Here is a 24,506-nt window from a genome sequence, read left to right on the forward strand (position 1 = left end):
GAGTGACTTTCTTTCCTGATTGTTCCGCTTCGAGCGCGATCAGGCCGCGTCGGCGTGTCCGCGTGGCCTGCCGCATCCCCCGAAAGGTCGTAATGATCGTCCATGACCCCTCGCGCCGGCTGTGGGTCCTGTCCGGGCCGGCGTCCTCCTATGTCCTGCATCTGGACGCGGAGGACCGGCTGCACGCCCTCCACTGGGGGCCGCGGCTGACCCTGGAGCAGGCCCGCACTCTGCTGGATCGGCCGAGACCCGCCCACCGGGGATTCGAGGACCCCGCCGACGGGGTCCTCGACCTGTCCGCCGCGGGGGCGATGCGGTTCGGGGTCGCCGGGCTCCAGGTGCGCTTCGCCGACGGCACCCGTGACCTGGAGCTGGTCTTCACGGGCGAGAGCCGTACCGACGACGGGCTCGTCCTGGAGTTCGCCGACCGGCACTATCCGCTGACCGTGGCGTGCCACTACCGCCGGTACGGCGACAGCGATGTGATCGAGCGCCACCTGGTGCTGCGCAACGGCGGAGATCCGGTCACCGTGGTGCGCGCGGACTCGGCCACGTGGGTGCTGCCGCGGTCGGCCGGATACCGGCTCAGCGGCGTACGCGGGCAGTGGAGCGCGGAGACCCGGCTGCACCGGGCCGAGCTTCCGTACGGGGAGACCATGCTGACCAGCCGCCGCGGGGTCACCGGTCACCAGGCCAATCCCTGGGCGATGATCGACGACGGCGGCGCCACCGAGGACCACGGGGTGGTCTACTCCTGCGCGCTGGCCTGGAGCGGCAGCTGGCGGCTGACCGTGCAGCGGCTGCCCACCGAGCGGGTGACGATGTCGGCCGGGTTCGGCCACGACCCGGTGACCTGGGAGCTGGGCGCCGGAGAAGAGCTGGTCACCCCGGTCTGCGCCGGGCTCTACTGCGAGGGCGGGTTCGGCGCGACCAGCCGGGCCTGGCACGACTACCAGCTCCGGCACGTGCTGCCGCACCCGGGCGAGACGCGGCCGGTGCTGTACAACTCCTGGGAGGCCACGGGCTTCGACGTCTCGCTGGACGGGCAGATCCGGCTCGCCGAGCTGGCCGCGCGGATGGGCGTCGAACTGTTCGTGACGGACGACGGCTGGTTCGGCGCCCGCACCCACGACGCCGCCGGGCTCGGCGACTGGTACCCCAACCCGCGGCGCTTCCCGGACGGGCTGGGGCCGTTGATCGACCGGGTGCACGAGCTGGGCATGCGGTTCGGCCTGTGGGTCGAGCCCGAGATGGTCAACCCCGACAGCGACCTCTACCGCGCCCACCCCGACTGGGTGATCCACCGGCCGCACCGGCGCCGCACCCGGCACCGCAACCAACTCGTGCTGAACCTGAGCAGGCCCGAGGTGGCCGACTGGCTGTACCGCACTCTGGACGAGTTGCTCGCCAAGAACGACATCGACTTCCTCAAGTGGGACATGAACCGCCCCTTCACCGAGGCCGGCCCGGACGAGCGGCTGTGGCTCGACCACGTCCGGACCCTGTACGACGTGCTCGACCGGCTGCGGGCCGCCCACCCTCGTGTGCGCATCGAGTCGTGCAGCAGCGGTGGCGGCCGGGTCGACCTGGGCATCCTGCGACGTACCGACCAGGTGTGGACCTCCGACAACACCGACGCCCTCGACCGGCTGGAGATCCAGCACGGCTTCTCCCAGCTCTACCCGGCGCGCGTGATGGGCGCCTGGGTGACCGACAGCCCCAACCCCTACACCGGACGGGAGGTCCCGCTCGACTTCCGCTTCCACGTCGCGATGGCCGGGGTGCTCGCCATCGGGGGCGCTCTGACCGAGTGGAGCGAAGCGGAGCTGGAACGGGCCGCCGAACTGGTCGCCGAATACAAGCGGATCCGCCCGCTGGTCCAGCACGGCCGGCAGTACCGCCTGCTGCCGCCGGACGGCGAGCTGTCGGCCGTGCAGTACCTCGCCCGGGACGGCGGGCAGCTCGTGGTCCTCGTCTTCCGGCGTGCCCGCCGGTTCGGCCACGCCGACGCCGGCATCCCGCTGCGCGGCCTGGACGCCCAGGCCCGCTATCGCGACCGGGCCACCGGCCGGATCCATCACGGCGCGGTCCTGCTCACCCACGGCCTGTTCGCGGACCTGGCCCCCGGCGACTACGCCGGCGCCCTGGTCCACCTGGTCCGTGAGCAACCCTGACGACGGGTGCGGCCGCCGGCGCCCCGAACGCCGGCGGCCGTCGCGGCCTACCGGGGCGTCAGCGTGAGCCGGTAGGCGCCGGAGGGGTCCTCGCCGGTGATCGGGATCGTGACGCCGCCGTTGGTGACGGGGTAGGCGGTCGACCAGAGCCGGGTCGCCGCCGACACGTTCGTCGTGCGTCCCGAGCCCGGGACGTACTCCAGCGTGGCGGTGACGGAGGAGCCCAGGCCGCCGATCCCGTCGACCCGGATCGTGTTGTTGCCGGACGCGCCGCCGAAGACGAGGCTGAACGCGCGTGCGCCGGCGTCGTAGGCGGCCACGCCGTCGTTGTTGTTCGTGGTCGGCGTCACCTTGACGATGTCGCCGGTCTGATCGCCGTACCACTTGTACATCCAGTACGACGCGGTCGGCCGGCCGTTGTACAGCAGGCCGTTGAGTGTGCCGGCCTCGTACCAGAACGCCCGCTGCGCGTCGCGCACGCCCGCGCGCTCGAACTGCGCCACGTAGTGGTTCGCGCTGCTGGGCACGTCGATCTCGCCGGTCGAGGCGTACTCGTTGATCGAGATGGGCCGCGGGGAGATGCCGAGCTCACGCTCAAGATTCCGGTAGGCCTGGACGTTGCCGACGACCTGCCGCCAGCCGCTGAGCTCGTGCCACGACACCACCTCCGGCACCGTGTTCGTGGCCTTGGCGTTGGTCAGGAAGGACCGCATCCGGTTGACGTCCCAGTACGAGTAGCTCGGGCCCATGATGGCCGTGTTCGGCTCGCTCTGCCGGATCCGCCGGTAGGTGCGCACCCAGCCCTCGTTGAAGGAGACCCCCGACGCCGAGGGCCAGGTCCAGTCCGGCTCGTTCCACGGTTCCCAGGAGTCGATGTTGGTCACGCCCGCCGACTTCGCCGCCGCGATCATCTTGTCGATCCGGCTGTACCAGTCGTTCCAGTTCGTCCAGTGGTACGGAAACCCGTCGAAGCTGTCGGCCATGTCGACCGTGATCACCGCGCCGATCGCAGCGGCGTTCCGCCAGATGTCCAGGGTGTCGCCGATCGGGTTCGGGTAGCCGTTCGGCCGGTGCTCGTGCAGCGGCGGCGGCTGCCGGAGCTGCTTCAGCTTCAGCGGCTGCATCATCGACACCGGCGGGGTGTTCGCGTCGGCCAGGCCGTACAGCATGCCCGACCCGACCCGGCTGACCGGTCGCACGACGCTGCTCGCGTCGACCACGAGGGTGCTGCCGCCCCCTCCGGTGGTGCCGGTCCACCGCTGGTTGCTCTGCCCGTTGCAGGTCCACAGGATGACCGGGGTGCCGTTGGCGGTGTTCGCGTGGTCGACGTCGAGGCACAGGCCGGACTGGACGCCCTTGATGGAGCCGTCGGAGTTCCGCTGCCACTTCTGGTTGGCCTGGCCGTTGCACGACCAGATGATCACCTGGGTGCCCGGTGAGGTCTGGTTGTTGTAGGCGTCCACGCACCGGGTGCCGTTCATCGTCCGCAGCTCACCGGCCGAGGTGAACTCGAACGCCTGGTTGGGCTGCCCGTTGCAGTCCCAGATGTTCAGGGCGGTGCCCGGCGTGTCGACGTTGCCCGCGACGTCCAGGCAGCGGCCGGAAGCGGCGCTGACCAGGGGTTCCGGTGCCGCTGACGCCGGCGGCGCCACCACCCAGGCGAAGGCGGTGACGATCGCGGTGAGGAGGCCGGCGGCGGCGACGGCCGGGGATCGCATGCGGCGGCCTGCCGCGGGGGCGGATGAACGGGCGGGTGATCGGTGCACTGTCTCTTCTCCTCGGGTTGGGGCGCGGCGGGGGAGGCCGCACTGGGTGGCGGCGGCGGAGACGCGGACGGCAACTTCGGTGTTATCGATAACATATGGATTTAGAAGCTCCGCTGTCGCCTGTCAAGACCCGACCGTCCGTCGGGGCGTCGCCCGGGAGTGGGTGAGGGGGGCCGGCGAAAGCGGACGTCCTCCCCTGGACCTCCGGTTTCATCTGTTCAGAGGCCTGTTCAGGGGCATGCCGGAGTCCGGTGGACAGTCCCGCTCGCCCGCCGGCCCCACCGGCGCTGTGGTGAATGTTCACGACCGCTCGGCGTCCAGAACGCATTGACGGGGGCATGTGAGAGCGGTAACACTTGGGCGTGCCGACCGGTGACCTAGGCGAGGCTGCGGCGCAGGTTGGTCCGGTAGGAGTAGTGCTCGGGCAGGAAGTGGCTGATGGCCAGCTCCACCGGCCGCTCATCGGTGTCGAAGTAGAGCCGGTCGGCACGCAGCAGGGGATGACCGGTCGGGCAGCCGAGCCGCCGGGCGATCGACGGGTCGGCGAGGGCGACGGTGATGCTCTGGTCCGCCTGCGCGATGGGCGCCTCCAGCCGGGTGTCGAGCAGCCCGATGACGGTCACGTCGCTGGTCGCCCCCTCGGTCCCGAGCTCCGGTACGGACGTCAGCTTCACGCCGATCTCCGGCGGGAGGAACACGGTGGTCAGGCAGAACGGCGTCGCGTCGTGCAGCCGGAGGAACGTGAGAGCGTAGACCGCGTCGCCGGACAGCCGCAGCCGGCCCGCCGCGTCCACGTCGACCCGCCGGTGCAGCGGCACGACGATGCTCATCCGCGTGTCGACGGACAGGCCCATGAGGTCCTCGACCGAGCCGAACTGCCGGATGTAGGCGCCGTTCCGCGAGGTGGCGAACGTCCCACGCCCCGGAACGCGGTAGACCATGCCCTCCGCGACGAGTTCCTGGAAGGCGCGCCGCACCGTCTGGCGGCTCACCCCGTGCAGCTCGGCGAGCTCGGCCTCGGTCGGCAGGCGCCGTCCGTCCGCGTAGCGGCCCTGCAGGATCTGGTTGCGTACCTCCCGGGCGAGCACGGCATAGCCGCTCTCCCGGCGACCGGCGCTCGCAACCATGCCCACCTCGGTTTCCACGCACGCGGTGCGGCACCCTCCGCTCGGAAGGAAGGGTGACGGTGAAGGTCCTTCCATCGCCGCCACTGCGGACGAGTCTCCGTCAAGCCTATCCGGCCCGCACCCCCCCAACCCACCCCGTGATCTTGCGAATTCTCGCAAGGAACCGGTCGGCTGCGAGTCTTCGCAAGATCACGGCATGGGAGGGGGGAGGGGGTTCAGGCGAGTACGGCGATGTAGCGCCAGTCGAGGACGTCGGTGGCGGCGTGCCCCGGGCGGCTCGCCCGGACCCGGGACCGCAGGTGGGCGAGCCCGCCCTCGGCGAGCGGCTCGAGCCGTTCCACCTCGATCGTGCTGGTCAGCGTGTCGCCCTCGCGGACCGGGCCGAGGTGGTCGCAGCCGTGCCAGCCGGCGACCGTGACGATGTCCGGCAGGGCGCGTACGGCCTGGTGCAGCGCGATGCCGATGGTGTGACCGCCGTACACGAGACGTTCCGCCCCGCTCGCGGACGCGTCGTGGTGCACCTTGGCCACGTTCAGGGTCAGCCGGGCCAGCTCGGGCGCCGAGGAGACGACGTCGCCGCCCGCCACGTCGAAGACGGTCCCCGCGGTCAGATCGGCGAAGTGCGGGCCCGGCCGCTGCGCGCGGTAGGCGGGCAGGTCCCAGCGCGAGATCATCGTACGGAGTTCCTCGTGCGACGGAGGCGACGCCCCGGCCCCCGACAGGTCGTCGGCGTGGCCGGTGTCCACCTCGGCGTCGCGCAGCGGCAGCATCGCGCAGCGCCGGAAATCGAGGACCGGCCGGCCGTGCTGATCCACCGTGCCGATCTGCAGCTCGGCCAGCCCGGTCGGGGCCCGGCCGGGCCGGCGTGAGTTCTGCCGCAGCCCGACGACCTCGGTGACCGTGCTCAGGGTGTCGCCGAGCAGGGGCGCCCGGCGGAACACGACGCCTCGATAGAAGAGGTTCGCGACCACGGTGTGCGTCGCGAGGGTCGACTGCCCGATGGCCACGTCCCAGACCAGGTTCGGCGCGGCGAGACCGCCGGGGCCGCCGAGGCTCTCGGGGTCGCCGATCACCCGGCGGGACAGGCCGTGGTCCAGCACCAGGGGCAGCCGGCATCCGACGATCGCCTGATGCGCGGTCGCCAGGCCTTCGGTGAGCGTCACGGCGGGAGCGCCCTCGAACCGCTGACCGACGTGGAGGTCCTCGAAGTAGGGGCCGTCCACCGGCACGCGGTGTGGCTCGGCGGGGTTCATCGCGTCCTCCAGCGGCGATCCGGACTCGGAGAAAATGTACGGCCAAACTCTCACGCCCGGCACCTCATGGTCAACCGCCTCCCCATTGACAGCGGCCATCTCGACCGTGAATATGGCCGTACAAATCGAGGAGAGGGTGTGCGGATGGTCTTCGCTCCCGGAACCGCTCCGCTGCCGGGCAGGCCGCTGGCCGGTCTGCGGGTCGTCGAGGTCTCGACGTTCGTCGCCGCGCCGCTCGGCGGCATGACCCTGGCGCAGCTCGGTGCCGACGTGGTGCGGGTCGATCCGCTCGGCGGGGCGCCCGACCACTCCCGGTGGCCGCTGGCGCCCTCGGGGGTGAGCCTGTACTGGGCCGGGCTGAACAAGGCGAAACGCTCGTTCTGCGTCGATCTGCGCTCGGACGAGGGCCGGGAACTCGTCACCCGCCTGATCACCGAGTCCGGCCCGGGCGGCGGCATCGTGCTGACCAACTCGGCGGGGTCGTGGCCGGCGTTCGAGGCGCTCGCGGAGCGGCGGCCCGATGTGATCCATCTGCGCATCCAGGGCCACCACGACGGCGCCCCGGCGGTCGACTACACCGTCAACGCGGAGATCGGATTCCCGATGGTGACCGGCCCGGAGGGGCACGCCGACCCGGTCAACCACGTCCTGCCCGCCTGGGACGTGGCGTGCGGACTGTACGCGGCGATCGGCATCCTCGGCGCAGAGCGTGCCCGCCGGACCACCGGCAGGGGACAGTCGATGACGGTGGCGCTGCACGACGTGGCCCTCGCCACCGCGGCCAATCTCGGCTTCCTCGCCGAGGCCGAGGTCGCCGGCGTCGACCGGCCCCGCATCGGCAACCACCTGTACGGCGGCTTCGCCCGCGACTTCGCCACCCGTGACGGCAGGCGGGTGATGGTGGTGGCGCTGACCTCCCGGCACTGGCGGGACCTCGTCGCGGTGGCCGGGCTCACCGAGGCCGTCGCCGCGCTCGAATCCGCCCTCGGAGCGGACTTCTCCACCGAGGGCGACCGCTTCACCTACCGCGAGGCGCTGGCCGCGCTGCTCGGCAGGTGGTTCGCCGATCACGACCTCGCGTGGCTCCGGGACCGGCTGCGCGGCACGTCCGTGCTGTGGTCGACCTATCGCACGTTCGCCGAACTCGTCCGCGAGCAGGCCGGCGAGCTGCGCGCCAACCCGATGATGGACGTCGTCGAGCATCCCGGCATCGGGAGGCATCTCGCGCCGGGCTCTCCCATCACCCTGCGGGGAGCCGAGCGGCGCGACGTCGTACGGGCTCCGGTGCTCGGCGAGCACAACGACGAGATCCTCCGTGACCTCGGTCTGCGTGACGACGAGATCGGGGACCTGTACGAGCGCAGGATCGTGTCCGCACCGCGATAGGACCGGCCCGGCCGCAGATCTCGACCCGCCCTCCCGCCGCCGCGAGCTCTGCCCGATCAGCAGGCGGGAAGGCCGCATGAGAAGGGAATCGACCGATGGGCAGGCTCGCGCAGACTCCGGGACTCACCGACGTCCAGCAGGAGATCGTTCAGACCGTCAGGGAGTTCGTCGACAAGGAGATCCTTCCGGAGGCGGGGCGCCTCGAGCACGCCGACGAGTACCCGCAGGCGATCGTCGACGGGATGCGGCAGATGGGGCTGTTCGGGCTGACCATTCCGGAGGAGTACGGCGGTCTCGGCGAGTCGCTGCTGACCTACGCACTGGTGGTGGAGGAGATCTCGCGGGGCTGGATGAGCGTGTCGGGGATCATCAACACCCACTTCATCGTCGCCTACATGCTGATCCAGCATGGGACGGAGGAGCAGAAACGGCGCTATCTGCCGCGGATGGCCACGGGCGAGGTCCGCGGGGCGTTCTCGATGTCGGAGCCCGGCTGCGGGTCCGACGTGTCCGCCATCACCACCAGGGCCGTGCGCGAGGGCGACGAGTACGTCATCGACGGCCAGAAGATGTGGCTCACCAACGGCGGCTCGGCGAACCTGGTCGCGGTGCTGGTGAAGACCGACGAGGGCGCCGACTCCGTCTACCGGAACATGACCACGTTCCTCGTGGAGAAGAAGGAGGGGTTCGGCCAGGTCGAGCCCGGCCTCACGATCCCCGGCAAGATCGACAAGATGGGCTACAAGGGCGTCGACACCACCGAGCTCCTCTTCGACGGCTACCGCCTTCCGGCCGGGCAGATCCTCGGTGGGACACCGGGGCGGGGTTTCTACCAGATGATGGACGGCGTCGAGGTCGGCCGGGTCAACGTCGCCGCCCGCGGCTGCGGTGTCGCGCTGCGCGCCTTCGAGCTCGGCGTGCGGTACGCCCAGCAGCGGGAGACCTTCGGCAGGCGGATCGCCGATCACCAGGCCGTGCTGTTCCGGCTCGCCGACATGGCCGCCAAGGTCGAGGCCGCGCACCAGATGATGGTCATGGCCGCGCGCAGGAAGGACTCCGGCCGGCGCAACGACCTCGAGGCCGGGATGGCCAAGTATCTGGCGTCGGAGTACTGCCGCGACGTCGTCGAGGACTCCTTCCGCATCCACGGCGGCTACGGCTTCTCCAAGGAGTACGAGATCGAGCGTCTCTATCGCGAGGCCCCGATGCTGCTGATCGGCGAGGGGACCGCGGACATCCAGCGGATGATCATCGGCCGCCGCGTGCTGGAGGACTACCGGCTGCCCTCGTGACGGGCACGGAGCCTCCGGGCGCCCCGGCGAGGTCGCCGCGTGGCTGCCGGCGCTGCGCGAGGTCCCGGGGCTCACCGTGGTCCTGGAGCACGCCGGCTGGCCGGACGGCGGCGAGCCCGGCCACTTCTCCGCCTGGCGGGACGGCCTGGCGCGCCTGGCCGAGCTGGACAACGTGCACTGCAAGATCTCCGGCCTGCCGATGGCGCTGCACACGATGGACGGCGCGGCGCTGCGCCCGTGGATCGACGCGTGCCTGGAGACCTTCGGCGCCGACCGGGCGTTCTTCGGCAGCAACTTCCCCGTCGACTCGCTCTTCGGCGGCTACGCCCGGCTCGTCGAGGCGTACCTGGACGCGACCCGACCGGGTGCTGCCGACGCTCAAGAGCTGGTGAGCCGCCGGCCGCCCCTCCGGAATCGCGATCCTCCGGAGGGGCGGCCCGTTCAGCCGTGCGGGTGGAAGAGGCTGACGGTCTCGGCCACCATCGCGGGTCTGCTCCCGCCCTCGATCTCCATCGTCGACCGCAGCACGGCCTGGACGCCGCCGCCGGCGGCCTCCTTCGTCTCCTGCAGCACGGTGGTGACCCGTACCCGCGATCCGACCGGCACCGGGGCCGGGAAACGCACCTTGTTCAGGCCGTAGTTGATCGACATGCGCAGGCCTTCGATCCGGTAGATGCGGCCCACCAGCGCGGGCAGCAGCGCCAGCGACAGATAGCCGTGTGCGATCGTGCCGCCGAACGGCCCCCGCGCCGCCCGCTCCGGGTCCACGTGGATCCACTGGCGGTCACCGGTGGCCTCGGCGAACATGTCGATCCGCCGCTGGTCGACCGGCAGCCAGTCGCTCGTCCCGAGCGTCCGGCCCGCCTCGGCCCGGAACTCCTCGAGGTCGCGGAACACGCGGGTCACATGTGCCTCCCACCCGCCACCTCGATCACCGTGCCGGTGATGAACGCCGCCAGATCCGAGGCGAGGAACAGTACGGCGTTCGCGACGTCCTCCGGCTCGCCGATGCGGCCCAGCGGGATGTTCGCGAGCATCTGCTCCAGCACCCGCGGCGGCATGGCGGCGGTCATGGCGGTGCGGATCGGCCCCGGCTGGATGGCGTTCACCCGGATGTCGTGCCGGGCCAGCTCGCGGGCGGCCGCCTTGGTCAGCCCGACGATGCCGGCCTTGGCCGCGCTGTAGTTGGTCTGACCGAAGTTTCCGGCCTTTCCGGAGATGGAGGAGATGTTGATGATGGACCCCCGCCCCTGGTCCCGCATCAACCGCCCCGCAGCGCGGGTGCCGAGCCAGGCGCCCAGGAGGTGTACGTCGACGACGGTCCTGAAGTCCTCCAGGGTCATCTTCGGCATCGACGCGTCACGGGTGACGCCGGCGTTGTTGACCATCACGTCGAGGGATCCGAACGCGTCCCGGCAGGCGTCCGCCAGCGCGCCGACGGCCTGCTCGTCGGTCACGTCGCACGGCACGGCCAGGGCCCGGTGCCCCTGCGCCTCGAGATCGGCGGCGGCCTTCTGCGCTCCTTCCGCGTTGATGTCGCTGACCACGACCGACGCCCCGTGCCGGGCCAGGACCGTGGCGACCGCCAGGCCGATGCCCTGCGCCGAGCCGGTGACCACGGCCGCGCGGCCCTCAAGCAGTTTCATGTTCACGCACGTCCTCAGTTCCGTCGTTTCCCGTCATTCCGCCCACCGAGGCTCGCGCTTCTCGACGAAGGCGAGCGGTCCCTCGGTCTGGTCGTGATGTCCCCACAGGCTCACCAGGTGCTGGGTGCCCACCTTGCACGCGTCGGTGAGCCCGAGTTCCAGCGCGGCCAACAGCGCCTTCTTGGTCGCGGCCATCGCGGCGGGGGAGTTGCGGGCGATCTTCTCGGCCAGCTCCTGCGCCGCCTCGCGCAGCGTCTCCGGCGGGTCGACGACCTGGCTGACCATGCCGAGCTCGTAGGCCCGCTGGGCGGTCATCCGCTCATGGGCGCCGACCAGGGCCATGCGCATGACCGCCTCGAACGGGATCTTCTTCGCCAGGCCGATCGCCTCGATGGCGGTCACCTGCCCCACGCTGACGTGCGGGTCGAAGAACGTCGCGTCGGAGGCCGCGATGACGACGTCGGCGTCGGCGACGAAGTGCAGGCCGCCGCCGACGCACAGCCCGTTGACGGCCGCGATGACCGGCTTGGTGACCTTCTGGTGCCAGGAGGTGAAGCTCAGGTCGAAGTCGAGCATGCTGTCCTGGTAGCGCTGCATGCCCACGCCGTCGGTCGCCACCTCGGTGAGGTCGGCGCCGGTCTGGAAGGCCCGCCCCTCGCCGGTGTGCACGATGACCCGGACCGACGGGTCGCGATCCAGTTCGAGCCACGCGTCGGCCAGCTCGTCGCGCATCCGGTTGTTCATGGCGTTCAGCACATCGGGCCGATCGTTGATCAGCCAGCCCACGCGGCCCTGCCGCTCTATCTTGATCGTCTCGTACGTCATGCCGGTCGCGTCCTCTCGTGTCAGGCGATCTCGCGCTCGAGCATCCCGGCGAGCGCGGCGATGTGCTCGTCGACCTCCCCGAGCAGGTGAGCGCTGGTGCGCGCCCGCTTGAAGTACAGGTGCGCGTCGTGTTCCCAGGTGAAGCCGATGCCGCCGTGCAGCTGGATCGTCTGGGCGGTGACCCAGGTCGAGGCCCGGCTCGCCATGAGCGCGGCCACCCGGGAGTCGCGGGCCGGCTCCCGCGACCGGGTGGCGGTGTAGACGGCGGAGCGCGCCGACTCGACCTGGATCAGCGCGTCGGCGAGCCGCTGCTTGATGACCTGGAACGAGCCGATGGGCCGGGCGAACTGGATGCGCGTCTTGGCGTAGTCCACGGCCATGTCCAGGCATCGCTGCGCGACGCCGGTCTGCTCGGCGGCGAGCAGCGCCCGGGAGAGGTCCGACGCGGCGGCCAGCGCGGCGTCGCAGCCGACCGGCCCGACGAGCTCTCCGCTGACGCCGTCCAGTTCCACCCGTGCCATCTTGCGCGTCAGATCCAGGGTGACCAGCGGCTCGGCGGTCAGCCCTGCCGCGTCGCGCTCGACGGCGAAGACGGCCGGGCCGTCCGGTGTGCGGGCCACCACCAGCAGCAGGTCCGCCGCCGCGCCGTCGACCACGTGGCTCTTGGCGCCGCGCAGCCGCCAGCCGCCGCCCTGCCCGCCCGCCGCCGGGGTCGCCTCCGTGCGCACCGCCGACACGTCCCACCGGGCGCCGGCCTCGGCGAGCGCGACGGTCGCGGTCAGCTCGCCGCGCGCGATGCGCGGGCCGTACCGGGCGATCGCGGCCTCGTCGCCGAGCTCGAGCAGCAGGGGGACGGCGAGCACCGAGGTGCCGAACAGCGGCGCGCAGGCCAGCCGGGCGCCGCACTCCTCGGCGGCGACCGCGAACTCGGCGGCCCCGAGGCCGCTGCCGCCGTGCCGCTCGGGCAGCATCAGGCCGGGGAGGTCGAGCCGGACCAGCAGATTCCAGGTGGGCTCGTCCCAGCCGCGCTCCGTCATCATCGCCGTGCGGATCGCCGCGGAGGTGCTGGTGGCCGACAGCGCGCCGCGTACGCTCTCGCGGAACTCTTCGAGATCCTCTTCCGAAGTGGTGGTCATGGCCGCTCCTGTCCGTCCGGAGTCCCGGGCTGTCTGTTCGGGGTCATGCGACGACGCCGTCGTCGCGCAGCCGCCGGATGGACGCCTCGCCGTAGCCCAGCTCCCGCAGGATCGCGTCGGTGTGCTCGCCCAGGGCGGGCACCGGGCCGTCGGGGACGTGCCACGCGGCGGTCACCGGCGGCGCGAGCGGTGCGGTGACCGGTCCCGCCGGGCCGGGCACGGTCAGCCAGCGCCCGCGCGAGACGAGCTGGGGGTGATCGACGACCTCGGGCAGGTCGTTCACCAGGGCGCAGCCGATCCCGGCCGCGTGCAGCGTCGCGACGGCCTGGGCGCCGTCCATCCGGCCGATGACGGCCGCGAGCAGCTCGTCGATCTCCGCCCGGTTGGCCACGCGCGCCCGATTCGTGGCGTAGCGCGCGTCGTGGGCCAGCTCGGGCCGTTCCAGCACGGAGGCGGCGAGCCTGGCCCACTCGCGGTCGTTCTGCACGCTGACCGTCACCAGCCGCCCGTCGGCCGCCCGATAGGCGTCGTAGGGCGAGATGGCCGGGTGGCTCATCCCGGAGGCGAGGTCCGGCGCCGATCCGTGCCTGCGCACCACGAGCGGGTAGCCCATCCAGTCGGCCATCGCGTCCAGCATGGAGATCTCCAGCACGCAGCCGTCGCCCGTCCGCCCGCGTCGCAGCAGCGCGGCGAGCACGCTGGAGAAGGCGAACATGCCGGCCGCGATGTCGGCGACGGAGATGCCCGGCTTGATCGGCCGATCGAGGCTGCCGGTGATGGCGGTCAGCCCGGATTCGGCCTGGATGAGCAGGTCGTAGGCCTTGCGGTCGTCGTAGGGGCCGCCGGTGCCGTAGCCGGAGATCTCACAGACGACCAGCCGGGGATGGGCCGCGTGCAGACCGGCGCCGTCCAGGCCGAGCCGGCCGGCGGCCCCCGGCAGGAGGTTGTGGACGAACACGTCCGCCCCCGCGATCAGCCGCCCGGCCACTTCGCGGCCCCGCCGCGCCTTGAGGTCGAGCGCCAGCGACTCCTTGTTCCGGTTGGCCCAGGCGAAATGCGCCCCGGTGCCGTTGGCGTACGTGTCGAAGTGCCGGGCGAAGTCGCCGCCGTCGGGCCGCTCCACCTTGACGACGCGGGCGCCCAGATCGGCGAGCTGACGGGTGGCGTACGGCGCAGAGACGGCCTGCTCCATCGACACCACCAGCAGGCCGTCGAGCGGGCCGCTCATGACCGCGAGAAGTGCTCGATCGCGGCGCGCAGCGTGCCGTCCAGCGTGGTCGCGCCACCCATCGGCCGGGGCAGGACGACGGGCCCGTGCTCCCGGCTGGGCAGCAGGATGGTCGCCGTGCCCGGCGCGGTGACCTCGCCGCGCTGGTTGGTGGCGGCCAGCTCCAGGTCCACGGCCGGGTGCACGCCGTTGCCGTCCTCCATGAGGTGCTTGCGCACCACCCTGCCGGTGATCCACTGAGCGTCGCCGACGTAGTTGAACTTGCGGAACTCCACCCGCAGCCGCCACAGCCAGGCGTCGTCGCCCATCCAGTCGGTGCAGGCGTGGATCATCCAGGTCTCGCGCATGCGCCCGTAGTCGAAGGTCGTGGGGTTGCCGGAGCGCCGGGCGAACTCGGGATCCCAGTGCACCCGCTGCATCGCGTCCCAGATCCCCAGCTCGTCGCGGTGGTAGAAGCGCGGAATGCGGCGCCGGTTCCGGTATCCCAGCCGCAGGGGGGCGACGCCGTACACGCCCATGCCCATCCCGGTGTGCCAGCACACCATGTCGGTGACGGTCAGCGGGCCCTTCACCAGCGGGCTGATCTCCTCGCCCTCCTCGACGTCCTCGAACCAGCGCGGTTCCGGCCCGCGCGCCCGCTCGGCGGCGTACTGCGCGTCGATCTCCGCGATCCGCTCCTCGCTCCACGGCTCGATCGCGACCTCGTCGTACTTCTTGCGCTTGCGCGCCTCGCTGCGCTCGGTACGGATCATCAGCCGGTACTGGCCGGCCAGCGGGGTGCCGTCGGCCGTGGCGAACACGTTGGCGTTCCACTCGTGCACGGCCCGCCCGCTGAACCGGCTCGGCTTGTCCAGCACGCCCACCAGGGCGTTGCGCCGATGCACCGCCTGGCCCGCGTACAGCGGCGACCACCACTCGCGCTCGCAGGCCGAGTAGAAGGCGTGCACGCCACGCAGCGGGTCGCCCTTCACCTCGTCCTGCCTGGCCAGGTCCTCGGCGGTGAGCACGTCCTCGCCGATCAGGCTGTCGCCGCCGACCAGCGAGGGAGGGGCGATGGGCCGCCCCCAGCGGGAGCGGGTGGCGTGGTCCGGGTCGCACCAGAGCGGGTTGTCGTCGCCGTAGGAGCGGGCGACGATCCGGAACGCGTCGGTGCCCGGACTCAGGTAGTGGGGCGGGACGGGGTTGGGCTGGGGGATGCCGATGCGGGCGCGCAGCGCCGCTACCCCCTCGTCCGTGATGCGGGGACGGGTCTTCTCGTCCGTCGGAGCCATCTGCTGCTGCCTGCCTTCTCTCACCTTTTCTTTGCTATCTTATATATGCTTTGCCTGTCGAGGAACAGGGGGTCGGATGACGTACGAGACGCTGGTGGTCGAACGTCGGGGGCCGGTGGGCTGGCTCGTCTTCGACCGGCCGAAGGCCGGCAACGCCATGGACGCCGTGATGATGGCCGAGCTGCCGCGTGCCTGGCGCGAGCTCGACGCGGACGACGAGGTGCGCTGCATCGTCGTCTCCGGGCGCGGCCGGGCCTTCCAGACCGGGCTGGACATGGCTGCGCTCGCCCGCGACCCCGCCAGCCTGCGCGAATCCAGCCGACGGACCCGGGAGGGCGCGCTCCAGCTGACCGGCTGGCACCTCGGCGTGCGCAAACCCGTCGTCACCGCGGTCAACGGGGTGTGCGCCGGGGGCGGACTGCACTTCGTCGTCGACTCCGACGTCGTGCTGGCCGCGAGCCACGCCACCTTCCTCGACCCGCACGTCAGCGTCGGCCAGGTGAGCGCCTGGGAGGCGATCGGCCTGACCCACCGGCTGCCGGCCGCGGTCGCCGCCCGGCTCGTGCTCATCGGCGCGCACGAGCGGCTCGACGCCGCCCGGGCGCGGCGGCTCGGCCTGGTCGGCGAGGTGGTCGACGGCGCGGAACTGCTCGACGCAGCGCAGCGGGTGGCCGAGACGATCGCCCGCGCCGACCCCGAGGTCGCGGGCGGACTCAAGGCGGCGCTGTGGCGTTCGTTGGATCGCGGCCTGACCGCCGCACGCACCGCTCACCACCACGGAGAGGTTCAGCCTTGACCGATACCGATGCCCCCCTCGCCGGCCCCACCGGGCCGGATGTCAGCCCCGATCTCGCCGCCGAGGCCGTGCGCGCGTGGGTGGCGGCCAACGTGCCCGCCGCCTGGCGTGAAGCGGGCGAGCGCGGTGGGCCGCGTGCCGTACGCGCGGTGCGCACCCGGCGGGAGTACCGCGAGTGGTACCCGGTGCTCGGTGCGTCCGGCCTGGTCGCGCCCACCTGGGAGGTGCGGTACGGCGGGCTGGGCTGGACCCGGGCCGCGGCCGTGGCGGCGGAGGAGGTGCTGCGCGCCTACCACCTGCCCCGGCTGAACCCGCTCGGTCTCAACCTCGCCGCCCCCGCGCTGTTCGCGTACGGCACCGAGGAACAGCGGCTGCGCTTCCTCAAGCCGATCACCCGGGCCGAGGAGTTCTGGTGCCAGCTCTTCAGCGAGCCGGGCTCCGGCAGCGACCTCGCCTCGCTGTCCACCCGGGCCGAGCGCGACGGCGACACCTGGATCGTGACCGGTCAGAAGGTGTGGACGACCTGGGCCGACCAGGGCGACTTCGCCGTGCTGCTGGCCCGCACCGATCCCGACGCCCCCAAGCACCGGGGCATCACCTACTTCCTGATCGAGATGCGCCAACCCGGGATCGAGGTCAGGCCGCTGCCGCACATCGGCGGCGAGGCGGAGTTCTTCGAGGTGTTCCTGAACGGCGCCCGCGTCCCGGACTCCCAGCGGGTCGGCGAGCCCGGCGCCGGCTGGCGGGTCGCCCAGGCCACCCTGGCCGGCGAGCGTCAGATGGTGTCGGGGTCCGGCTCGGGGGGCGGCGTCGACCGCGTGGGCGGCGTGAGCGCCTCACACCTCGTCCGGCTGGCCCGGCGGCGCACCGAGTCCGGCCTGCCCGGCGGCTGGGACGACCAGGCGACCCGCGCCCGCATCGTCGAGCTGTGGTGCGAGGAGCAGGTCCGCACCTGGACCAACCGCCGGGTCCGCGCCAGGATCGCCGGCAACCTGCCTCCCGGACCGGAGAGCTCGATCGGCAAGGTGCACGGCACCGACCTCAACCAGCGCATCCAGGAGATGGCCGCGAACCTCGCCGGCGAGGACGCGCTCGCCTGGCCCGGCTCCGCCGCCACCCCGGAGGAGTACTGGCGGTCCATGCCCGCGGAGGTGCGCGGCATGCTGCGCAGCCGCGCCAACACCATCGAGGGCGGCACCACCGAGGTCAACAAGAACGTCATCGCGGAACGCGTGCTCGGCCTCCCCAAGGACTTCGACCCCTACCGGGGCAGGCCCTGGCGAGAACTGCCCCGAAGCTGAGCCCCCCGCCCGGACGCGGCCACGCCCCGAACCGGCTTTCGATCTGCGCCGCTGAGACCGCCGTCCGACGGCCGCGAGACACCCACCTGGAGGACATGGTGACCGAACGACAGGCCGTCAGGTTGGCGGTCGAGGAGCAGATCGCGTGGATCACGCTGGCCGACGTCGAGCGGCGCAACAGCCTGAACCCCGTGCTGGTCGGGCAGCTCGCCGAGGCGTGCGCCGAGATCACGCGCGCCCGGGAGGCGAGGGCGGTCGTGCTGCGGGCCGAGGGGCCGGTGTTCTCGGCCGGGGGCGACCTCGGCTCGCTCGGCGTGCCGGCGGACGACCCGACGGCCGTCTACCGGGGGTTCGAGGCGCTGGCCGGGCTGCCGATCCCGGTGCTGGCCGCGGTGCACGCGCCGGTGATCGGGGCCGGGGTGAGCTTCGTGCTGGCGTGCGACGTGGTGGTGGCCGCCCGGAGCGCCACCTTCGACCCGCGCTTCCTCGACGTGGCGATCCACCCCGGCGGCGGGCACATGTGGCGGTTGGAGCAGCGTGTCGGCCGTCAGGGCGTCGCCGCGATGGTGCTCTTCGGCGACGTGCTGACCGCCGAGGAGGCGGAGCTGCGCGGGCTCGTCTGGCGCTCCGTCGAGGACGGTGAGCTGCTCGACGTGGTCAACCGCATGGCGGCACGGGCGGCCGGCCGGTCGCCGGAGCTGGTGCGCCGCACCAAGGCCACCATGCGGCTGAGCCGGGCCCTCACCGATCCCGTCATGGCGGCCGAAATCGAGCAGATCGGCCAGGACTGGTCGGTCCGGCAGCCTGCCCATGCCGAGGCCGTCGCCCGGCTGCGCGACCGCATACGACGGCGGTGACGTGGTCGTACGGCCCGCCGCGCCGTCCCGCCCCGCGACCCCTTTCATGATCAGGAGATGGTGATGATCGTAGTGACCGAGCCCCGCCCGAGGGTCGTGCTGATCACCCTCGACCGGCCGGCACGCCGCAACGCGCTGGATCTGGCCGGCTTCCGCGCGCTCGCCGCGGCGTGGCGTGAGGCGGGCGAGGGCGACGCCAGGGCCGTCGTGGTCACCGGGGGAGCGGACTTCTCCTCCGGCGCCGACCTGGCCACGTTCTCCGACGACATCGCGGCGGCCGTACGCGCCGAGCCCGCCGCCGACGTGTGGGCCGACGTGCACTTCGCGCTGCTGCGCGATGTCGTGCTGGACGTCCCTGTGGTGGCCGCCGTCGAGGGCGTCTGCTACGGCGCGGGAATGGAGCTCGTCGGCGCCACCGACATCCGCGTGGCCGCGGAGTCGGCGCGGTTCGCCCTCCCGGAGGTGCGGCACGGCTTCATCGCCAGCGGTGGATCGGTGGCCCGCCTGCCCGGGCAGATCGGCCATCCGGCCGCGATGCAGATCATGCTCACCGGAGAGCCCTACGACGCCCGGCGGATGCGCGAATGGGGGTTCGTCGGCGAGGTGGTGCCGGACGGAACGGCGCTCGACCGGGCCCTGGAGATCGCCGAGCTCGTCGCCGCCCGGCCGGCCGCCGCGGTGCGCGCACTCAAACGCGCGGTGGGCGAGGGTTCGCGCGGCACGCTGGCGGAGGCCTTCGAGATCGAGTCGAGGGTGGCACGGGAGCTGACGACGCCCCGCTGAGACCGTTTCGGTATGACCGAATATTAGGTTAGGGCTTGTAGGCGCCCACCACGCTCCGTATCTTATCAATCATTGAACTACAGGAGACGCGCTGCGGTGGCGCTCCGGGAAAGGCGTTGACGATGCCGCCATTACCGCACGAGGGCACTCCGGCCACCGATGTCAAGATCGCGGTCCGGCGGCTGGGCAAGGTGTTCTCCACCGGCGCCGGTTCCGTACGGGCGCTGGAGGACATCACCCTCGACGTACGCGACGGCGAGTTCCTCTGCCTCCTCGGCCCCTCGGGCTGCGGCAAGACCACCCTGCTCAGGGTGATGGCGGGCCTGGAGAAGCCGTCGAGCGGCACGCTGGAGATGCGGCACGACGACCCGTCGCGGTCGCTGTCGGCGGTCGTGTTCCAGGACTATTCGGTGTTCCCGTGGAAGACGATCCGCAACAACGTGATCTTCCCGCTGCTCCAGACCGGCGTCCGCCGGTCGCGGGCCCGGGAGCTCGCCGATCACTGGCTCGCGCAACTCGACCTCGCCGGGTTCGAGGACGCCTACCCCGACACGGTCTCGGGCGGCATGAAACAGCGGGTCGCGATCGCGCGGGCCCTCGCCGTACAACCCGAGCTGCTGCTCATGGACGAGCCGCTCGCCGCGCTGGACGCCCAGCTCCGCCTGCTCCTGCAGGAGAAGCTGCTGGACCTGTGGCAGGCGAACCAGAACAGCGTCGTCTTCGTCACCCACTCGATCGACGAGGCGCTCCTGCTGGGGGATCGCATCGCGGTGATGAGCGCCCGGCCCGGCCGGATCGCCACGGTGATCGACGTTCCGTTCGACCGGCCCCGCGACCCCGACGAAATCCGCGCCTCGCCCGACTTCGCCACCCTGCGCGACGAGATCTGGCACCGACTGCGAAGGGAACTGCAACCCGCATGACCGCCGCGATCCGCGACCAAGGCTCCGTGAGCTCCTCAGACGCCGGTGGCGTGGCGGCCGCCGGCGGCGGCTGGCGGTCGATCAAGCCCGGACTGGCGGAGACGGACCCGCGCGGGTACGCCCGGCGCCGCAGGCTCACCGAGCGCGGCGTGGCGATAGCCGTACCGGTCGCGCTCGTCGCCCTGTGGCAGTATCTGGCCGCGGCCGGGGTGCTGGAGAGCAACTACTTCCCGGCGCCCACGACGATCGCCGAGTCCTGGGCCGAGCTCGTGGCGAGCGGTGTCTACCAGGAGTCCGTGCTGGCCAGCCTGCAGCGCATCGTGGCCGGCTACCTGCTGGGCGGCCTCACCGCCGTCCTCCTCGGACTGGTCATCGGCTCGGTCCGGCTGCTGCGGGTGGCCCTGGAGCCGACGATCTCGGCCCTGTACACGGTGCCCAAGCTGGCGATCCTGCCGCTGCTCCTGCTCATCTTCGGCCTGGGCGAGACGAGCAAGATCCTGCTGGTCGCGCTCACCTGCTTCTTCGTGGTGCTGATCAACACGATCGACGCGGTCAGCGGCGTCTCCTCTCGTTATCACGACGTGGGCCGCTCCTGCGGCGCCTCCCGCTGGGCGACCCTGTGGCACATCACCCTGCCCGCCGCGCTGCCGCAGATCCTCACCGGGATGCGCATCGCCTCCGGACTCGCCGTCATCGTCATCGTCGGTGCCGAGTTCGTCGCCGCCGACGCCGGCCTGGGCTTTCTCGTATGGAACTCATGGAACCTCGGCGTCCCCGAGCACATGTACGTCGGCATCGTGTCGATCTCGCTGATCGGCGTCGCCTTCGGCCTGGTGCTGCGGGGCGTCCAGTGGCTGCTCACTCCCTGGAACAGATGATCCCCCGAAAGGAACACCCGTGACCGCACGGTTCTTTCCGCGCCGTCGCGTCGTGGTCGCGCTCGCCGTCTCGATCCTCGCGCTCGGCGGTCTTACCGCCTGCGGCGGCGACGAGACGGCCGACACCACGGCCACCGGCGGCGGTAACAGTTCTCGCACGCTCAAGGTCGGCTACATCTCCGGCACCTCGCTCGCCCCGGCCTTCGTCGCCGACGCGATGGGCTGCTACAAGAACGAGGGCCTGACGGTCGAGTTCCAGCCGATCAGGAACCCGGCCGACGCCATCGCCTTCCTCGCCTCAGACAAGATCGACGTTTACGTGGGGTCGCCGTCGGCCGGCATGTTCAACCAGGTGGCCAAGGGCGCCGAGCTCAAGATGGTCGCCTCTCTCGGCTCGATCAACACGCCCGAGGGCGAGGAGGCGCCCAGCGGCCTGTTCGGCGTCAAGGACGTCACGTCGGTGGCCGACCTCAAGGGCAAGCGCGTCGCCATGCTCGGCTCGGTCGGCTCGGCCACCTCCTACCTGCTGGGCAGGTCGCTGGAGGCGGGCGGTCTCACCTTCGCCGACGTCGAGCTGGTCTCGCTCGGCAGCTCCGACATGGTGCCCGCGCTCAAGAACAAGGGCGTCGAGGGCGCCCTTCTGTTCGCGCCGGAGACCCAGAAGGCGGTCGATCAGGACATCGCGCACGCGCTCACCGACTCCAAGCAGGCCTACGGCAGCGACACCACGGCGGGCATCATGTACGGGCCCAAGCTGCTGAAGGAGGACCGGGACGCCGGTGTGCGGTTCCTGAAGGCGAACGCCTGCGCCGTCAAGCGGTTCGAGGGCGACTGGCGCAAGGACGCCGAGATCGTCAAGATGCTGGCGGACTTCATGAAGGTGCCGGAGAACACCATCAGCGGGGGCGGTCTCTACGCCTTCGACGCCAGCCTGGCCGTCAACGACAAGACCCTGACCCAGATGCAGGAGATGTTCATGCGGGTCGAGGGCATCCTCACCTATCCGGAGATCCTTCCGGTCGATCGGCTGATGGACGACGGCATCCGCGCCGAGGCCGTCGGTTAGATCACCTGAGCCGGGCGGCGATCGCCCTGACCTGACCACGCTGACCTGACGACGATCGGCCGCGGGACCGAGTGCCTTCCAGCACCGGACCCGCGGCCGATTCCGCTGTCCCCCCCGTGATCTTGCAGTTTCTCGCACGCGAGCCCTCTGACGTGCGCCTATACGGTCTGTGATCTTGCAGTTGATAAGTGCAAGATCACGAACCATGTTTTCGCTGCTCAGTGGGTAGGTCTGCGAGAAACTGCAAGATCGCGAACGCGAAGTCCCTGTTCTCGGTACCTGCATGCGAGTATTCGCAAGATCACGGCCGGGGTGGGTGGGGTGGTGCGGTGGCCCGCAGTTCGCGGCGCAGCACCTTGCCCGCTTCGTTGCGTGGCATCGTGTCCACGGCCGTGAAGGCCACCGGCACCTTGTACGGGGCCAGGCGGTCGCGGCACCACGCCTCCAGCGCGGCGGGATCGACCCGCCGCCCCGGAGCGGCCACGATCCAGGCGTGGGGCACCTCGCCGAGGCGGCGGTCGGGCACGCTGGCGACCGCCGCGTCGCGTACGGCCGGATGCCGCCTCAGCACCTCCTCCACCTCGTCGGGGAAGACCTTCAGCCCGCCACGGTTGATCATGTCGCTGATCCGGCCCTCGATCCAGAGGAACCCGTCGGTGTCGAGGCGGCCGACGTCGCCCGTGCGCAGGAAACCGTCCACGAACCGGTCCTCGCCGTTCGGGCGCGGCGTCGCGTACCCGCGCATCCGGTAGGGCGAGCGGATGTGTATGTGGCCGCGCTCGCCCATCGGCAGGTCCCGGTCGTTCTCGTCGAGGATGCGCACGTCGACGTCGTCGTACGGCCGGCCGGCCGCGCCGAGCTTGGCCGTGCCGAAACGCCGGATGTCGTCGATCGTCCAGCCGACCACCTCGCCGCCGAGTTCGGTCTGGCCGTACGAATTCAGCACGAGCACGCCGAAACGGTCGTGGAACCGCTGCGCGGTGACAGGGGAGAGCGGCGCGGTGATCGAGCGTACGATCTTCAGCGGCTCCAGCATCTCGACCTCGTCGCTGTCGCAGAGCATCGTGATCATCGCGGGCGCCAGCACGGTCGAGGTGAGCCGGTGCGCGCGCACCGCCTCGGCGAAGCCCGCCGGGGTGAACCGGTCGAGCAGGACCACACCGAACCCGGCGCGGAAGGAGAAGAGCGTGTTGAAGATCCCGGCCCACAGCGCCAGCGACAGCGGGACCAGATTGACCCGGATCGTCGTCGCCGGTTCGCGCGCTTCCGAGACACGCTGCCGGCGCAGCTTGCGCAGGCTCGCGTCCAGCGCGTCCATGGTGCCGCCGTGCCGCAGTAAGACCGACTTGGGCTTTCCCGTGGTCCCGGACGTGCGCAGCACCAGGGCGATCTCGGGGTCGTAGGCCGGCGCCGCGTCGGTCACCGGCCGCCGGAGCCGTACGGTCCAATCCTTCTCGTCCAGTTCCACCATGCCGACGTCGACGATCTGCCGGTCGAGGTCGGCGGCGGCGCCGAGGAGGAGCGAGACCGGGGTGTCGCCGATCAGCTCCGCCACCTCGTGGCTCGTCAGGCGGCCGTTGATCGGCATGTAGACGCCGCCCGCCGTCCAGACCGCGAACATGGCCACCACGCCGGAGGTCCCCGATCCGACGAGCGCGGCGACGGGGTGGCCGGGCCGGACGCCGGCCAGGGTCAGCCCCTCCGCCACCCGGGACACGGCGGCGCGCAGCCCGGCCAGGGTGAGCGCGCCGCCGGTGGAGTGCACGACGGTGGCCTCGTCGAGTGCCGGAAGCTCTTCGATGAGCCGCACCAGGGACGGCTCGGGTCGCCGGTACGAAAGCAGGGAGGGTGGTTCATCCCCCTGCGGAACGCTCGTGGTCATCGGCCTCTCCTACCTCACGCGATCATCAATCATTATAAAGATAGTCTACATCGAGTGATTAGGGGTGGCGAGGTAAGGGGCAATCTTTATAATGCTTGCATGCATAGCGACTATCCCGCCGTCGAGGGGGTCACCGTTCGGCTGGCGGAAGGCGTGCTGGAGCTGCGGCTGAACGATCCGCGACGGCGCAACGCGCTGGGCGACCGCTCGCTGCGCGCGCTCATCGACGCCCTGGAGACGGCACAGAACGACGAGGCGGTCCGCGCCGTTCTGCTGTCGGGCGAGGGCGACGACTTCTGCAGCGGCTTCGACATCGTCACCCGCAACTCCGGCGGCGGGGGGCGGCCGCGGCCGGGAGCGATCCAGCGGCGGCTGCCCTCGCAGGCCCACCGGCTGATCCCCATGATGTGCGAGCTCCAGGCGCCGGTCGTCTGCGCCGTGACGGGCTACGCGGTGGGGATCGGATTTCAGCTCGCGCTCGCCAGTGACTTCGTGGTCGCCGACACCTCGGCGACCTTCTGGCAGCCGTTCATCACCCGGGGGATGACGCCCGACAGCGGCGCCACCTGGCTGACGACGCGTGCCGTCGGGCCGATGCGGGCCCGCCGCCTGCTCATGCTCGGCGAACGCCTCGACGCACGCACCGCCCTCGAGTGGGGGATCGTCCACGACCTGGTGGAGCCGGGGACGGCGGGCGAGACGGCACGCGCGCTCGCGGCCAGGCTGGCCGCCGGGCCCACGGTGGCGCTCGGGCTCACCAAGGCCCTGATCAACCAGGCCGGCGACGCCGCGCTGCGCGAGCAGCTGCCGGCCGAGGCGTTCTCCCTGGAGATCTCCTCGCGGGCGCAGGACTTCCGGGAGGGCCTGAGCGCCTTCATGGACAAGCGCGAGCCGAAGTTCTCCGGAAAGTGACGGC

General features: G+C 71.5%; 21 protein-coding genes and 1 pseudogene. 12 read left to right on the plus strand and 10 right to left on the minus strand.

What is annotated here, in order from left to right:
* Positions 1 to 92: 92 nt before the first annotated feature.
* The gene (locus tag AP234_RS13735) at positions 93 to 2,174 is read left to right on the plus strand and encodes an alpha-galactosidase (protein WP_055479997.1); all 2,082 of its coding nucleotides are present in this window, start codon (positions 93 to 95) and stop codon (positions 2,172 to 2,174) included.
* A gap of 47 nt (positions 2,175 to 2,221) precedes the next feature.
* On the opposite strand, the gene AP234_RS13740 is transcribed toward AP234_RS13735, so the two are convergent.
* From AP234_RS13740 to AP234_RS13750, 3 genes are all read right to left on the minus strand, one after another.
* Complete coding sequence (locus tag AP234_RS13740; protein ID WP_083502093.1) at positions 2,222 to 3,892, minus strand: lectin; 1,671 nt, start codon at positions 3,890 to 3,892, stop codon at positions 2,222 to 2,224.
* Positions 3,893 to 4,317: 425 nt separating this feature from the next.
* A complete protein-coding gene (locus AP234_RS13745; RefSeq protein WP_055480101.1) occupies positions 4,318 to 5,067 on the minus strand; it encodes a GntR family transcriptional regulator in 750 nt (249 codons plus the stop codon).
* 215 nt (positions 5,068 to 5,282) lie between these two features.
* Positions 5,283 to 6,374, minus strand: a complete 1,092-nt coding sequence (locus AP234_RS13750) for a MaoC family dehydratase (protein ID WP_235558159.1) — start codon at positions 6,372 to 6,374, stop codon at positions 5,283 to 5,285.
* Between the two features lie 90 nt (positions 6,375 to 6,464).
* Between AP234_RS13750 and AP234_RS13755 the strand changes: the two genes are divergently transcribed.
* The 3 genes and pseudogenes from AP234_RS13755 to AP234_RS39515 form a co-directional block, all read left to right on the plus strand.
* The gene (locus AP234_RS13755) at positions 6,465 to 7,706 is read left to right on the plus strand and encodes a CoA transferase (RefSeq protein WP_055480000.1); all 1,242 of its coding nucleotides are present in this window, start codon (positions 6,465 to 6,467) and stop codon (positions 7,704 to 7,706) included.
* A 95-nt stretch (positions 7,707 to 7,801) separates the two neighbouring features.
* Positions 7,802 to 8,998: an acyl-CoA dehydrogenase family protein gene (locus AP234_RS13760; protein WP_055480001.1), complete on the plus strand. Its 1,197-nt coding sequence runs from the start codon at positions 7,802 to 7,804 to the stop codon at positions 8,996 to 8,998.
* A 43-nt stretch (positions 8,999 to 9,041) separates the two neighbouring features.
* A pseudogene (locus AP234_RS39515) lies at positions 9,042 to 9,335 on the plus strand (amidohydrolase family protein); the annotation flags it as partial.
* A 104-nt stretch (positions 9,336 to 9,439) separates the two neighbouring features.
* Here the strand turns inward: AP234_RS39515 and AP234_RS13765 are convergent.
* The 6 genes from AP234_RS13765 to AP234_RS13790 are packed head-to-tail and all read right to left on the minus strand — an operon-like array spanning position 9,440 to position 15,128.
* Positions 9,440 to 9,904: a MaoC family dehydratase gene (locus AP234_RS13765; protein WP_055480002.1), complete on the minus strand. Its 465-nt coding sequence runs from the start codon at positions 9,902 to 9,904 to the stop codon at positions 9,440 to 9,442.
* Complete coding sequence (gene fabG, locus AP234_RS13770; RefSeq protein ID WP_055480003.1) at positions 9,901 to 10,644, minus strand: 3-oxoacyl-ACP reductase FabG; 744 nt, start codon at positions 10,642 to 10,644, stop codon at positions 9,901 to 9,903. Before fabG ends, AP234_RS13765 begins: the two co-directional genes overlap by 4 nt.
* Positions 10,645 to 10,677: 33 nt before the next feature.
* Entirely contained in the window at positions 10,678 to 11,469 is a 792-nt protein-coding gene (locus AP234_RS13775) for an enoyl-CoA hydratase/isomerase family protein (RefSeq protein ID WP_055480004.1), read from the minus strand.
* Positions 11,470 to 11,489: 20 nt separating this feature from the next.
* On the minus strand, positions 11,490 to 12,605 hold the full coding sequence (locus AP234_RS13780) for an acyl-CoA dehydrogenase family protein (protein WP_055480005.1): 1,116 nt from the start codon (positions 12,603 to 12,605) through the stop codon (positions 11,490 to 11,492).
* A 43-nt stretch (positions 12,606 to 12,648) separates the two neighbouring features.
* A complete protein-coding gene (locus AP234_RS13785; RefSeq protein WP_055480006.1) occupies positions 12,649 to 13,833 on the minus strand; it encodes a CaiB/BaiF CoA transferase family protein in 1,185 nt (394 codons plus the stop codon).
* Positions 13,830 to 15,128: a hypothetical protein gene (locus AP234_RS13790; RefSeq protein WP_200926503.1), complete on the minus strand. Its 1,299-nt coding sequence runs from the start codon at positions 15,126 to 15,128 to the stop codon at positions 13,830 to 13,832. The genes AP234_RS13785 and AP234_RS13790 overlap by 4 nt, the downstream gene beginning before the upstream one ends.
* Positions 15,129 to 15,180: 52 nt before the next feature.
* Here AP234_RS13790 and AP234_RS13795 point away from each other — a divergent pair, with 52 nt between their 5' ends.
* The 7 genes from AP234_RS13795 (at position 15,181) to AP234_RS13825 (ending at position 21,708) form a co-directional block, all read left to right on the plus strand.
* Positions 15,181 to 15,900: an enoyl-CoA hydratase/isomerase family protein gene (locus AP234_RS13795; RefSeq protein ID WP_055480008.1), complete on the plus strand. Its 720-nt coding sequence runs from the start codon at positions 15,181 to 15,183 to the stop codon at positions 15,898 to 15,900.
* Positions 15,897 to 17,201, plus strand: coding sequence for an acyl-CoA dehydrogenase family protein (locus AP234_RS13800; protein ID WP_055480009.1), 1,305 nt, complete (start codon positions 15,897 to 15,899; stop codon positions 17,199 to 17,201). The genes AP234_RS13795 and AP234_RS13800 overlap by 4 nt, the downstream gene beginning before the upstream one ends.
* Positions 17,202 to 17,296: 95 nt before the next feature.
* On the plus strand, positions 17,297 to 18,058 hold the full coding sequence (locus AP234_RS13805; RefSeq protein ID WP_055480010.1) for an enoyl-CoA hydratase-related protein: 762 nt from the start codon (positions 17,297 to 17,299) through the stop codon (positions 18,056 to 18,058).
* 57 nt (positions 18,059 to 18,115) lie between these two features.
* Positions 18,116 to 18,841 (plus strand): enoyl-CoA hydratase/isomerase family protein, encoded by a 726-nt coding sequence (locus tag AP234_RS13810; RefSeq protein ID WP_083502075.1) that lies wholly within the window; start codon positions 18,116 to 18,118, stop codon positions 18,839 to 18,841.
* Between the two features lie 122 nt (positions 18,842 to 18,963).
* Positions 18,964 to 19,764, plus strand: coding sequence for an ABC transporter ATP-binding protein (locus tag AP234_RS13815; protein WP_055480102.1), 801 nt, complete (start codon positions 18,964 to 18,966; stop codon positions 19,762 to 19,764).
* A 26-nt stretch (positions 19,765 to 19,790) separates the two neighbouring features.
* Positions 19,791 to 20,642, plus strand: coding sequence for an ABC transporter permease (locus AP234_RS13820; protein ID WP_160330432.1), 852 nt, complete (start codon positions 19,791 to 19,793; stop codon positions 20,640 to 20,642).
* Positions 20,643 to 20,661: 19 nt separating this feature from the next.
* The gene (locus AP234_RS13825) at positions 20,662 to 21,708 is read left to right on the plus strand and encodes an ABC transporter substrate-binding protein (RefSeq protein WP_055480013.1); all 1,047 of its coding nucleotides are present in this window, start codon (positions 20,662 to 20,664) and stop codon (positions 21,706 to 21,708) included.
* Positions 21,709 to 22,009: 301 nt separating this feature from the next.
* On the opposite strand, the gene AP234_RS13830 is transcribed toward AP234_RS13825, so the two are convergent.
* Complete coding sequence (locus AP234_RS13830) at positions 22,010 to 23,590, minus strand: AMP-binding protein (RefSeq protein WP_055480014.1); 1,581 nt, start codon at positions 23,588 to 23,590, stop codon at positions 22,010 to 22,012.
* A gap of 99 nt (positions 23,591 to 23,689) precedes the next feature.
* On the opposite strand from AP234_RS13830, the gene AP234_RS13835 reads away from it, so the two are divergent.
* Complete coding sequence (locus AP234_RS13835; protein WP_055480015.1) at positions 23,690 to 24,502, plus strand: enoyl-CoA hydratase-related protein; 813 nt, start codon at positions 23,690 to 23,692, stop codon at positions 24,500 to 24,502.
* Positions 24,503 to 24,506: the final 4 nt, after the last annotated feature.

Origin of the sequence: Sphaerimonospora mesophila (assembly GCF_001417795.1) — a bacterium.
GTDB classification, from domain to species: domain Bacteria; phylum Actinomycetota; class Actinomycetes; order Streptosporangiales; family Streptosporangiaceae; genus Sphaerimonospora; species Sphaerimonospora mesophila.

Bases quoted from the DNA above. Each gene is read 5' to 3' on its own strand.
- AP234_RS13760 (WP_055480001.1), top strand. From the start codon at position 7,802: ATGGGCAGGCTCGCGCAGACTCCGGGACTCACCGACGTCCAGCAGGAG.
- AP234_RS13785 (WP_055480006.1), bottom strand. From the start codon at position 13,833: ATGAGCGGCCCGCTCGACGGCCTGCTGGTGGTGTCGATGGAGCAGGCC.
- AP234_RS13745 (WP_055480101.1), bottom strand. From the start codon at position 5,067: ATGGTTGCGAGCGCCGGTCGCCGGGAGAGCGGCTATGCCGTGCTCGCC.
- AP234_RS13775 (WP_055480004.1), bottom strand. From the start codon at position 11,469: ATGACGTACGAGACGATCAAGATAGAGCGGCAGGGCCGCGTGGGCTGG.
- AP234_RS13755 (WP_055480000.1), top strand. From the start codon at position 6,465: ATGGTCTTCGCTCCCGGAACCGCTCCGCTGCCGGGCAGGCCGCTGGCC.
- AP234_RS13805 (WP_055480010.1), top strand. From the start codon at position 17,297: ATGGTGACCGAACGACAGGCCGTCAGGTTGGCGGTCGAGGAGCAGATC.
- AP234_RS13740 (WP_083502093.1), bottom strand. From the start codon at position 3,892: ATGCGATCCCCGGCCGTCGCCGCCGCCGGCCTCCTCACCGCGATCGTC.
- AP234_RS13815 (WP_055480102.1), top strand. From the start codon at position 18,964: ATGCCGCCATTACCGCACGAGGGCACTCCGGCCACCGATGTCAAGATC.
- AP234_RS13780 (WP_055480005.1), bottom strand. From the start codon at position 12,605: ATGACCACCACTTCGGAAGAGGATCTCGAAGAGTTCCGCGAGAGCGTA.
- AP234_RS13835 (WP_055480015.1), top strand. From the start codon at position 23,690: ATGCATAGCGACTATCCCGCCGTCGAGGGGGTCACCGTTCGGCTGGCG.
- AP234_RS13830 (WP_055480014.1), bottom strand. From the start codon at position 23,590: ATGACCACGAGCGTTCCGCAGGGGGATGAACCACCCTCCCTGCTTTCG.
- fabG (WP_055480003.1), bottom strand. From the start codon at position 10,644: ATGAAACTGCTTGAGGGCCGCGCGGCCGTGGTCACCGGCTCGGCGCAG.
- AP234_RS13735 (WP_055479997.1), top strand. From the start codon at position 93: ATGATCGTCCATGACCCCTCGCGCCGGCTGTGGGTCCTGTCCGGGCCG.
- AP234_RS13795 (WP_055480008.1), top strand. From the start codon at position 15,181: ATGACGTACGAGACGCTGGTGGTCGAACGTCGGGGGCCGGTGGGCTGG.
- AP234_RS13810 (WP_083502075.1), top strand. From the start codon at position 18,116: ATGGTGATGATCGTAGTGACCGAGCCCCGCCCGAGGGTCGTGCTGATC.